This window comes from Synergistaceae bacterium (assembly GCA_017444345.1).
In the GTDB taxonomy this organism is placed as follows: domain Bacteria; phylum Synergistota; class Synergistia; order Synergistales; family Aminobacteriaceae; genus JAFUXM01.
Genome location: JAFSWW010000012.1, coordinates 1 through 12014 on the forward strand (window position 1 = coordinate 1; position 12014 = coordinate 12014).

10 protein-coding genes are annotated in these 12014 nt (G+C 40.2%); 8 read left to right on the forward strand and 2 right to left on the reverse strand.

Annotation, left to right across the window (positions count from 1 at the left end; all coding sequences use genetic code 11):
- Window positions 1-89: 89 nt before the first annotated feature.
- From IJS99_00515 to IJS99_00550, 8 genes are all read left to right on the forward strand, one after another.
- Window positions 90-698 carry a TerD family protein gene (locus IJS99_00515; protein ID MBQ7560302.1) on the forward strand — a complete coding sequence of 203 codons (609 nt, stop codon included), beginning with the start codon at window positions 90-92 and terminating at the stop codon, window positions 696-698.
- Between the two features lie 22 nt (window positions 699-720).
- The gene (locus IJS99_00520) at window positions 721-930 is read left to right on the forward strand and encodes a hypothetical protein (GenBank protein MBQ7560303.1); all 210 of its coding nucleotides are present in this window, start codon (window positions 721-723) and stop codon (window positions 928-930) included.
- 7 nt (window positions 931-937) lie between these two features.
- Window positions 938-2140 carry a bifunctional phosphopantothenoylcysteine decarboxylase/phosphopantothenate--cysteine ligase CoaBC gene (gene coaBC / locus IJS99_00525; GenBank protein MBQ7560304.1) on the forward strand — a complete coding sequence of 401 codons (1203 nt, stop codon included), beginning with the start codon at window positions 938-940 and terminating at the stop codon, window positions 2138-2140.
- Window positions 2124-3890 carry a hypothetical protein gene (locus IJS99_00530; GenBank protein MBQ7560305.1) on the forward strand — a complete coding sequence of 589 codons (1767 nt, stop codon included), beginning with the start codon at window positions 2124-2126 and terminating at the stop codon, window positions 3888-3890. The genes coaBC and IJS99_00530 overlap by 17 nt, the downstream gene beginning before the upstream one ends.
- A 2-nt stretch (window positions 3891-3892) precedes the next feature.
- Window positions 3893-4354: a QueT transporter family protein gene (locus IJS99_00535; protein MBQ7560306.1), complete on the forward strand. Its 462-nt coding sequence runs from the start codon at window positions 3893-3895 to the stop codon at window positions 4352-4354.
- Between the two features lie 235 nt (window positions 4355-4589).
- Complete coding sequence (locus IJS99_00540) at window positions 4590-5054, forward strand: OmpH family outer membrane protein (GenBank protein MBQ7560307.1); 465 nt, start codon at window positions 4590-4592, stop codon at window positions 5052-5054.
- Window positions 5055-6251 (forward strand): hypothetical protein, encoded by a 1197-nt coding sequence (locus IJS99_00545; GenBank protein MBQ7560308.1) that lies wholly within the window; start codon window positions 5055-5057, stop codon window positions 6249-6251.
- 62 nt (window positions 6252-6313) lie between these two features.
- The gene (locus IJS99_00550) at window positions 6314-7645 is read left to right on the forward strand and encodes a hypothetical protein (GenBank protein ID MBQ7560309.1); all 1332 of its coding nucleotides are present in this window, start codon (window positions 6314-6316) and stop codon (window positions 7643-7645) included.
- A 28-nt stretch (window positions 7646-7673) separates the two neighbouring features.
- Here IJS99_00550 and IJS99_00555 read toward each other — a convergent pair whose 3' ends face one another.
- Complete coding sequence (locus tag IJS99_00555) at window positions 7674-10742, reverse strand: efflux RND transporter permease subunit (GenBank protein MBQ7560310.1); 3069 nt, start codon at window positions 10740-10742, stop codon at window positions 7674-7676.
- 6 nt (window positions 10743-10748) lie between these two features.
- A complete protein-coding gene (locus IJS99_00560) occupies window positions 10749-11894 on the reverse strand; it encodes an efflux RND transporter periplasmic adaptor subunit (protein ID MBQ7560311.1) in 1146 nt (381 codons plus the stop codon).
- Between the last annotated feature and the right edge of the window lie 120 nt (window positions 11895-12014).

Consider the following 12014-nt stretch of genomic DNA (forward strand, 5'->3'; position numbering starts at 1 on the left):
AGCAGTCGGGTGGGCGGGTGGGAGTAGAATAAAGCGTAAAATTTTTACAAGCAATATATATATCATCAAAAGAAGGGAGATTTTACACAATGGCTGTTAATCTGCAAAAGGGTCAAAAGGTTGATTTACGGAAAAATGACGGAGGCTCGCTCAAAAAAGTAGTAATCGGACTCGGCTGGGACGCGGCAAAACAAGAGTCGGGCGGATTTCTCGGCGGACTGTTCGGAGGCGGGAAGACTCATAATATAGACTGCGATGCTACTGTATTTCTTTGCGTTGATGGAAAAGTTATAGACTCTAATGATGTAGTTTATTTCGGGAATCTTGAGCACTCTTCAGGTTCAGTAAAACACATGGGCGATAACTTAACCGGCGCGGGTGAAGGCGACGACGAGGAAATTTTTATAGATTTAACTAGACTCCCGGCAAAATACGATAAAATTATATTTGTCGTGAATATTTATAAAGCCAGCGAACGCAATCAACATTTTGGAATGATTCAGAACGCTTTTATAAGAATTTACGACGGTGAAAATAATCAAGAATTATGCAGATATAATCTTTCAGAGAATTATGACGGAATGACGGCGATGATTTTCGGCGAGATGTATTTACGTAATGGACAATGGAAATTTAACGCAATAGGTCAAGCGACACGGGATAATTCAATCAGCGAACTTTTAAGGAGATTCGCATAATAATTTAAGGAGGGATTCAGACATGAAATTTTACGATTTAGAATGGCTTGCGAAAAAATGCGGAACTTCAAATAAATACGAGATTACGGCAAAAGTTGCGGCAGAAGCAAGACGAGAGAGCGAAGAGGCACCAATTGACAAGACAAACCCATCAAATGAGCGTTTTATCTCTAATGTATTGCTTGAGATAGAAGAAAACAGAAGCCCGATCAACGCCCCCGCAGCTAGTTAATGAATAAATGAATAAATTTTTGAATGGCCGTAAAATCTTGCTAGGAATAACAGGAGGTATAGCGGCCTATAAAATTCCCGGACTTGTAAGGCTGATCACAAAATCAGGCTGTGAAATCGAGATAATATTAACTCCTTCAGCTGAAAATTTTGTAGCTCCCATGACTCTGGCGACTCTGGCAAAAAAAAGAGTCTGGCGCGAGAATGATTTTATTTCAGACGGTCATAACATTCCCCATGTAAAATTATCAGAATGGGCCGATATTATAGCGATTGCCCCGTGTAGTGCTAATACATGCGCGAAAATTGCTCACGGTTTAGCTGATAATTTGCTGACTTCTACAATTTTAGCTGCGTCTTGTCCGATTATAATATTTCCTGCAATGAATGAAAAAATGTTAATGAATCAAGCGACTCAATTAAACCTGAAAAATTTATCAGAAATGGGAATAAATATAATTGAGCCTGTTTCAGGTGATTTAGCTTGCGGGAAGTCAGGACGCGGAAGAATGCCCGAACCCGGTGAGATTTTATGCGAGCTTGAAAAATTTTTATGTCCGGTCAAATATTTATCAGGGCGAAAAGTTTTAATTACAACCGGGCCGACTCATGAATATCTAGATCCTGTGCGATATATTTCAAATCCCAGTACCGGAAAAATGGGCGTTGCTATGGCTCGTGCGGCGTGGCTTATGGGTGCTGAAGTAAAATTAATTTCCGGGCCCGTAAAAATTGACTCATACGGCTTTGAAGTAATTAATGTGATTTCAGCGCAAGAAATGTTAAACGCTGTCATGCAAAATTTATCGTGGGCTGATTATATCGTGAAGGCCGCCGCAGTGGGAGATTATAAGGCTAAAAATTTTCACTCACAAAAAATTAAACGCGAGGGGAAGGACTCATTAAATATTGAACTCGTTCAAAATCCCGATATAGCCGCAGAAGTCGGAAAATTCAAGCGCACGAATCAAATTTTAATCGGGTTTGCTGCTGAGTCTGAAAATATTTCACATAATGCCCGCGAAAAATTATCACGCAAAAATCTTGATTACATTCTAGCAAATGACATAACGGGACAAGATACAGGATTCGCCAGCGACACAAATATTTTGCGGTTAATCCCCCGTGATGAGTCAAAACATGAGAAAATTTTTTCAGGCCTGAAACAAGATATTGCATTTGAAGTCTGGGAATATGTCCTATCTAATTGACGTAATAATAACTTGGCCGCTTTGGAATTCTTTGACTTATGAGTGCGAAATATTACCCGAATCAGGTTCCCGCGTTCTCGTTCCAGTCGGCAATAAAAATAGAATCGGCTTTGTTAAAGGCTTGAGCGAAAATATTTCGAATCCTGATTATGATTTCAAGATAAAGCCTGTAAAAAATATAATTGATTCAAGACGAGTTATAGACTCTGATTTATGGGACATGGCATTATGGGCGGGCAAAATTTGCATGTGCGGAGAAGGAAGCGCGTTAAATTTAATCCTGCCTAAAAAATTTCTTGACGGTGAAATAATTGCGCCTTCACGAGTTTATCGCGACGAGTCAAAAAATTTTCATGAAACTAGCTGCTTTAACCCTTTTGACTCAGCCCGAAATGATTTTTACTTGTCAGAACTTGAGAAAGACGGCCGGGCATTAATGTTATTGCCGACTCATGAGAGAGCAGCAAATTTTTTTATGAATCTTCCGGACTCGTTAAAGTCTCAGGCTGTATTATGGCCTTCAGGTGTTAGAATCTGGCAGGCGTGGCAGCTCGTTCACGATAAAAATTTTCGCATTGTCGTATCAGCACCGGGGGGGATTTTCGCGCCTTTGTGTCCTGATAAAATCATAATTGAAGACGAGTCAAATCCTGCGTATATAATTCCATATGCCTTAAATATTTCAGCTAGGAGTCTTGCTGGCCGCCGCGCAAATTTCAATCACGGCGAATTAATCACGGGCGGGGCTGTTCCTTCACTGAAAACTTTTAAGCGTTTAAAGCCTGAATCAGTAATCAAACCTGACAGAAAAAATATTATAATAGTTGACATAAATTACTCTCACAAGGGACAAGAGAAGGGAATCGAGGGCAATATTCCTTTAACTTTTTCGCTGATTAGACGGACTTATAAAGAATTAATTAATAAACGTAATGTAATATGGATTCTCAACAGGCTGGGCGAGTCCTCTGAAGTTTTTTGCGATAACTGCGGCGAGTCTGTGAAGTGCCCTAAATGTAATAATATAATGCGCAGTGAAGACGACGGGCAGATTTTGAAGTGTAGAATTTGCGGCTATGTTCGTGAAGTTCCGGAGAAATGCGAGTATTGCGGCTTTGAGATTTTGCGCGGTAAACGGCCGGGACTTGATGCACTTGCTAAGATTATAGCTCCATATTATAAAGATATTCACATTTACGGCGGAAAAATGAGCAGGAAAAAATTTCAGGGCTTAATATTAAGCACACAAAGAGGGCTGGAATTATGCAGCAAAATAAATCCCGGTCTTGTTGCTTGGCTTGATATAGACTCGGAATTAATGAGGCCTGATTATGACACGAGATTTAATTTATTTAGATTGATTTATGAGTCATATTTCAGGGGGCGCGAGAAAGATTCAACACGTAAAATTTTGATTCAAGCTCGTAAATCAGGGAGTTTTTTTGCGAGTCAAATATCAGGAGGCTTTGAGAAATTTTTAAATAGTGAATTAAACGCGCGGGAAGAGTATAATTTGCCTCCGTATGGCTGTGTAGTAGAGATTGATTGCTGCGGTGTAAAGTCAATGCGGGAGAATATAATAAATATTTTAGAGTCAGCAAATTTTTTCGTTATGGATCCCGGAGAAGATAATTTGCCGCTGGTAGTCAATACGGACTCGCTTGAGAAATTGCGAAAACTTTTAGAGCCTCTATGCATAACCGGACACAAAAATAAATTTTTGCCAAATATCACAATAAGGAGCGAATAATCATTAATACTAAATCACTTGTTAAAGCCGCATTAATAGCAGCTTTATATGCAGCACTCACTATAATACTTGCGCCTATTTCTTACGGTGCTATACAGTGCCGAGTTTCTGAAGCGTTGACTTTATTGCCGTTCTATATGCCTGAAGCTGTGCCGGGTTTGCTTATAGGGTGCGTAATTGCGAATCTTTACAGCGAGATGGGCTTGCTTGATATAATTTTCGGGTCTCTTGCTACGTTGATTGCGGCGGTGTTGACTCGTAAATCGCGAAATATTTATATAGCAGCATTCTGGCCGGTCTTGTCAAATATGATAATTATTAGCTTGCTGATTAGTTATCTGACTGACGCGCCATTAATTATAACGGGGATTTATGTAGCACTGGGAGAAGCTGCAGCATGTTATATCATAGGCGTGCCCTTAATGAAATTATTAGAGAATAGAAATATAATCAGCAAGTCATAAATTTTTTATTGCGTCATCATATAATCGCAGCATTTAATCTTGTGAAACTGGTAAAAATATATCTCGTGAAAATTTTTGAGTGTGTTATATAATATTCGCGTCCTGATTGAGATTCTTGCTTGAAAATATAATTTAATGAGTAATCTTAACGGTTTTAATCAGACATAATAAATGCTAGAATTCAGGGCAAAATTAAAGAAATCCCGTTTTGTCGGGTTTGGAGGAATTATTTATAATGTTGTCAAGAAAGATTTTATTAATCGTAACAGTAATAACCCTTTTAGTAATGAACAGTGCTTTAACAGCAAACGCAGCCGCAAAGAAGCCAGCATCAACACCTATAACTGCCGATTTTGTCGGAGTCGTTGACAGAGGAGAAATTCTCAACAATCACCCTAGATTGAAACAAGTTCAGGAGCAGCTCGCAAAAATAGCACGTCAGAAAGAAAACGAAGCCAAAGCCGCAGCCGATAAAGAGACAGACACAGCTAAGAAAGCTCAAGCAGTACAGGCCAAGAGACTCGAACTAGCACAGGAAGAGCAGAGATTAATGGCTCCTATATATCAAGACTGCGAACAGGCAGTAAGAGAAATCGCAGTAAAACGCAAATTGACACTCGTTCTTGATAAATTCGTTGTCTTAATCGGCGGAGTAGATATTACTCAAGACGTTATCCAGCAGTTAGCAAAGAAAAAATAAATGCGTAAAATTTTTGCGTCAATCGTAATTGTTTTATGCTTAAGCAAATTCGCATTCTGTGCCCAGCGTGAAATTAATCATGACTGGGTATGGAATGTCTTAGTTATTCCCCCCCTCACAGGCTGGGAGAGTGAGCCCGGCAAATCAATCAATACCGCTTTAAAATGGTGTGAGGCCGAAATTTCTGACTCTGGCACTGGAGTCGCTGGTCATGACTTGAAATTTATTAGATTGACTCTAAACACTAGCAGCGACAATCCCGCAAGAGATTTAAATCTGCAAGTTAACGATCATACAGCCGCAATAATGAGTTTTTCTTTATCGCCCGAAATTGATAGAGTTCTAGTGTCAAGACTTGCAGGCCGTGAGATTCCCTTAATGCTTGCAGGCGGTGAAAATGTTTTAATTGACTTTGCAGGCCGTCCATTTCCTAATATATTCGCTCTTGATTTATTTCGTGATTACAGGTGCAACGCCTTCACCGAATATGCTAAGAGAATCTACAAGCCCGATAAAAGAATCGCCCTCGCCGCGAGTCGATTTACAGTTAATCAGGAACGTGAAGCAAAAATTTGCTATAACATGTTAGATAATGCGGGATTTATGCCGATGCCATACTGGGCGGACGCGTCTGTTCGTGATAGTTTCGGAATGATGGCCGAAGAAATAGAAAGCTATGAGGGTGAACAGGCCGGAGTAATTATTTCTTTTATGGGCAGCATGGGAGCTCGTGAAATTTGGCGTAATTTTATGCGTCTGCGTTCAAATTGGCGTTTATGGAATTGTGCCGAACCTGACTCAAGTTATTTGTCATGCCGGGGAATGATTTTCGCGGATCAAAATATTTCGCTTGCTTCAGCTGGGGGATTTATTGAGACAAAGCGGGAATTATGGAGGACTCGGGCAATGCAAGTTAATGACTCTGTAGCTGCCGGGCGTGTTGTTGCATTAACTGAATGGCTGAAAAAAGCTATTGAATTAATTCCCAAACCTGTAGACAATCTAAATTATTCGTTATTATTGCGTAATCTTGAACGCGTTGACTCTATACCATTTGGAAATCAGAATTTAAATATTTCTTCACGACTTCACAGGCCTTCAGAGCGTAATGTTTTCATTGTTGAAGTAAGAAACAGGCATTATGATAATTTAGACATTGTGAATATTCGCGGACTTGCATACGTTCCCGGCTATTAAATAAAACTTTTTATGCTCTTTGTGTGATAGAATCAAGCTATTTTATATAGGGAGTAATTCTAATGGGAAAATTTATCGTGTCTAAGTTTGGCGGGAGTGCATTGGCCGACTCTGAAATGGTCAAGAAGACCGCAGAAATAATAAAGTCTGATCCATCGCGTAAATTTATAGTCGTATCAGCACCGGGCAGAAGATTCAAGAATGATTTACGTGTAACTGATTTGCTTTATTTGACTCATTCGAGATTCAAGAGCAGAGAAAAATATGACGAGACTTTGAATCAAGTTAAAGAAAGATTTCAGGAAATAATAAACGGTTTAGGGATTGAATTTAATATCGATGCAGAAATCACAGAAATCAAGCGCAGCATGTTATCAGGCAAGACTACAGAAGAAATAGCTTGCCGGGGCGAATATATTATGGCAAAAATTTTATCGCTTTATCTTGACTGGCAATTTGTAGACTCGGCTGAATTAATTTATTTCAAGATTGACGGCGAACTTGATCTCGCAAAATCTCTTGAGCGTTCGGCAATGAGATTCAGAAATTTAGATAATGCAATAATACCGGGCTTTTACGGGAGTATTCCCGGCGTTGGCTTGAAAACTTTTCCGAGGGGCGGCGGCGATACTTCAGGGGCGTTAATGGCTCGTGCACTTCACGCGGAACTCTACGAAAAATGGTCAGAGACTACGGAAATTTACACGGTTGATCCCTCAATAGTTCCCGACCCTCACAAAATCAGAAATGTTACATATACGGAACTCCGCGAGCTTACTTATATGGGCATCAAAGTTATTTATGAAGACGTTATATCATTGCTCCAATCTGAAAAAATTCCCATTAGTATACGAAATATATATAATCCTGATGATAAGGGGACTCTAATAAGTGAAGATTTACCGGAAAATTTACATCGCGGTGTCGCAGCATGTATCGCCGGACAAAGACATTATAAGGCCGTCAGAATCGAAAAATTCGGCTTGAATAAATTGCACGGAGTCGGTGAAAAAGTTTTCGGGATTTTCGCAAGACGCGGCATATCGTGCGAGCATTATATTTCAGGGATTTATAATTTCTGCATAATCTTGCGCAACATGGTATTTGATTTAAACAGGGCACAAATTTTTGAGGAGATTCAATCAGCAATTGAGCCGGAAAGTATAACAGTCGAGAATGATATTTCACTTATTGCAATAATCGGCAAAGGAATGGGCACCGTTAAAGGAATTTTCGCGAAAATTTTTGACGCAATCGCCGCAGCAGACGTTAAAATCCGCATGATAAGTCAGGGAGCAGACGATTTAAATATTGTCTTAGGAGTTCGAGACGCAGATTTTGAGAAGACTATTAAAGCACTATACGACGCTATGATCCTAAAAGAAGAAGAGTAACAGGGGAGAAAGCGGCTCCCCTTTTTTATTATTCGTCATCGTCCGAGTCAGAATCTGAGTCAGAGTCAGAATCAGGACAAGGCACGTTATAAAATATTGCAGTCAAAACAGGAATCACTAAGAGAGTTAATATAGTGCTCACAGTCAAGCCCGCCATTATAGTAACAGCCATCGGCCCGAACATTACATCCCATATTAACGGGATCATGCCTAAAACTGTAGTAAATGCCGACATCGCAACAGGCCTTAAACGCGCGACTCCGTCTTCAACTATTGACTCGTATTTATCACGTCCGGCCGCAAAATCAGCACTCACTTGATCAAGTAAAACTATAGAATTTTTTGCGAGCATTCCCACAAGTGAAAGAAGTCCGACTACAGCAAGAAAACTCACATCCATATTTGCAAGCCATAATCCTAAGACTACACCGATTAATATTAACGGCAGCGAGATAAATATTATAATTGTCTGTCTGAACCCGTTAAATAAAAATATCATGATTATAAACATTATAAGAATCGCCGCCGGGAACGCAACGGCCATACCAGCCATTGACTCGTCTGATAGTTCGTGTTCTCCGCCCCATTCAAGAGTGTAGCCGAAGGGTAAATCAAGAGCTTCAATTTTAGGCTTTATTCTTGCTAGATACTCATCTGCGTTAAGGCCGAATTTAACTTCACTCATAGCAGAAATATAACGGCTCCTGTCTCTGCGCATGATTATATTATCTTCAAATGTAGTCTCAAGATTTGAGAATACTGTACCGAGCGGGACTGTTTTATTTAGAGTCGGCGACCATACAGGAATCGAGCTTAATAACTCTATATTATTGCGTTCACTGGGTATTAATGCCGCGTAGATCGACAATGATTTATCACCTTCACGGAATGAGCCTATAGTTATTCCCGTTGTTGACATTAAAGCAGCGAAATTTATTAACGGACGACCGAGTCCAAGTGCCTGCATTTGATCCTTGAGAATTTGAGGGCGTATTACTTCCACCTTATCGCGCCAGTTATCACGCACAAATTTTGATGACGAGTCTTGACGCATTATTTCACACGCTTTATTAGCAATCTCCCGCAAAATTTCCGGATCTTCACCGTAAAATCTCGCGCCTATTTTCTCACTCATTCCCGAACCCCGCGCGAATAATCTGCAATAACCTTCAGCCGGTAACATTTTTTCATCAATATATGCCTGAGCCTTTAACAACATTTCACGAGTATATTTTGCGTCTTCCATCTCGACCATTAACTGCGAAAATGAATTACTGCCCTCAGGAGGTGAATATGTCAGCATGAATCTTAAACCGCCCCCGCCTATAAATTGCGACACGTTTTTAACTCCCGGCTGTGATGTAATATAATCCGCTAATTTCTGAGTCTCCCTTTCTTGAGCCTGCAAAGATACTCCCTCCGGACTCCATAAATCAATATTAAAATATACCGTCTCAGCATCAGGGAAGAAACTAGTCTTCATTGTCGAAAAAATATACATGGAAAAAATAAATATTGCAATCGTAGCTGTAACTGTCAAGAATCTATTTCTAAGGCAGCACTCAAGAATATATTTATACGCTCGAAATAAAAAACTGTCATATGGGTCTTTGTTTTGTTTAGAAGGTTTCAAGAAAATTTTTCCGAGAACGGGAGCAGCAATTAACGCAGCAAACCAGCTCAAGATCATAGAGATTCCTACAACAGAAAATAACGAGCTTAAGAATTCCCCCGCCTGTGCCTTTGATAGTCCCACCGGAGCAAATGCTAAGACAGCTATAACAGTCCCGCCTAACATTGCCCACTTTGAGGACTCAACGGAATCGCTCGCAGAATCTTCTAATGTTTTGCCGCGTTCGACTCCTACGAGCATCCCTTCAGCTACAACAATCCCATTATCGACAAGTGAACCCAGCGCAATAATTAAAGCAGCCAGCGAGACAATTTGTAAAGTAATTCCCGTATAATTCATTATTGTGAAAGTCCCCGCTACTGTTATCAATAATACAAGCCCGATTATCAAGCCCGAACGCAAGCCCATGAAAATTAATAAGACTCCTACGACTATAAATAAAGACTCGGCCAAGTTAATCAAGAAATCATCTGTAGATTTAACGACTTGATCAGACTGCATATAAATCTCGTTTAATTCAATTCCGACGGGTCTAAATGCTTCTAATTCCTTGAGACGTTTAGAGACAGCCCGGCCCATATTAACGACATTCCCGCCCTCGACTGTTGAAATTCCTATCGCAAGAGCCGGCCTATTATTAAATTTTAACTTGAAAGTTTGAGGCTCCACGTAATCGCGTCTTACTGCAGCAATCTCCCGCAGTCTCGTTAAATTCCCGCCTGAATTCCCGATTATTAAGTCGTCAATGTCTTCAACTGAAAGAATCGCGCTCGTTGGAGAAATTCTTATATATCTATCACCGAGCGTAATATTTCCGACCGGCGACAAAGTATTTTGCTGAGTCAATGCCGCAAAAATTGTTAAGGGTGAAAGCCCTAGATTTGACATTCTTGACGCTGAGAACTCTATATAAATTCCTTCCGTCTGTTCACCTAAAATTTTTACGCTTGCAACTCCCGGAACTAGTACTAAATTTTTCTTGAGAAAGTCCGCATAATCATATAATTCTTTCATTGTGTAGCCGTCCCCGACAAGTGCGTAATATTGCCCGTAAACCTCGCCGAAATCGTTATTTATTATAATCGTAGCTCCTGTAGGCATATAAACTTGAGCGTCATTAACTTTCTGCCGTAATTTGTCCCATATTTGCGGGAGTTCCTTGCTTGTGTATTCGTCTTTAATATCGACATATATAATAGCAAGTTCCGGAGTTGAGCGTGATCTAATATGCTTAATTTCTCCCATTGCCTGCACAGCGTCTTCAATTCGGGCTGTTACTTCCTGTTCGACCTCGTAAGCACTTGCACCGGGATATATTGCGCTTATGACTGCCGTCTTAATAGTGAATGAGGGATCTTCAAGTTTGCCGATCTGAAAATATGCCATGACTCCGCCAGCTAGAGTCATCAAGCACAGAAATATAATTATTCTGAATCTTTTAATGCTTGCTCGTGCTATATCCATAATAAATTACTCCTCTGTTAAGAGTCTCACATGCTGGCCCTCATGCAAGAAATTCACTCCCGCAGTGATTATCTTGTCGCCCTCGTGAAAATCGCCGTCTATATTGATTAAAGCATTGTTATTAATTGCACCGAGTTTGACGGGAATTTTTTTCGCTTGGCCTGAGTCATAAATCCATATAAAATTATTCGCACCCTGATTTAATATTGCAGTAGTCGGCACAAAAAACTTTCTTGTCGTGTCAATATCGCCCGTTAAATCAGCCTCGACAGTTACAGCCATACCCGGCAGAATTCTTAAATCTTTCTGAGCAGGCATTACAGCAGTTACAGCGTAAGTATTAGCTCCGGTTGCCTTAGTAGCTACTTCTTTAAGAGTCAGGGGGAATGATTTATCAGGCAGAGCGTCAAATTTCGCGTTAATCTTGAATAAATTAGATTTCTCCTGCAAATCCTGCAAATTATTAACTTTCTGAATCGGCGCAAGTAAAATATCATTATCGGGAATGTTAAATACTATTTCTAATGTGTGCAAATCCTGAAGGCTGAATATAGTCTGCTTTGCGTTTATGTCCTGAAAATTTTCGGCGAGTCTATCAGCGATTATTCCCTCAAATGGAGCTGTCAATCTCGTATCATTTACAGAATCGCGGGCGGCCTTTACGTTTGCTTCAGCTGTTCTGACTGCTGATCTAGTTACGTCCAATTGAGTTTTATATGTGTCATAGGCTGCTTTAGATACTGCCCTTTGCTTGTATAAATTCTCGTAGCGTTTAAAATTTGCTTGAGCGTCCTTGTATTGTGCCTGTGCTTGAGATAGTGCGCTTTGAGCCTGTGATAATCTCGTGTTAAAGTCTCTAGGATCGAGAGTCGCCAGTAATGCACCTTTCTTGACATGTTCGCCCTTTTCGACTTGAATATTATTCAGAGTTCCGGGGACTCTAAATGACAAATCCGCGCGTTTGCCTCCCTGAACAGTTCCAAAATAGTGCCTGTTAAACGTTGAGCCTGAATTGTGAAGTGTCATAGTTCGTACAGGTCTAATAATTTCTGGGTCGGGCTGAGATTCTTTTTTTTCGCGTAAAGTGTTGAAACCGTAAACAATGCCGACGACTAAAGCCGCCAATACTAAAAATTTTATAATATGCTTCAAATAAATTTCACTCCCATATGAATTATGAAATATTGAGGGATTATAAAACTTTTAGCGGGTAATTGCCTCTGTAGATTGTGAGATTGTGCGTGATTTATAGTTTTTCCGCCGCCTCCGGGC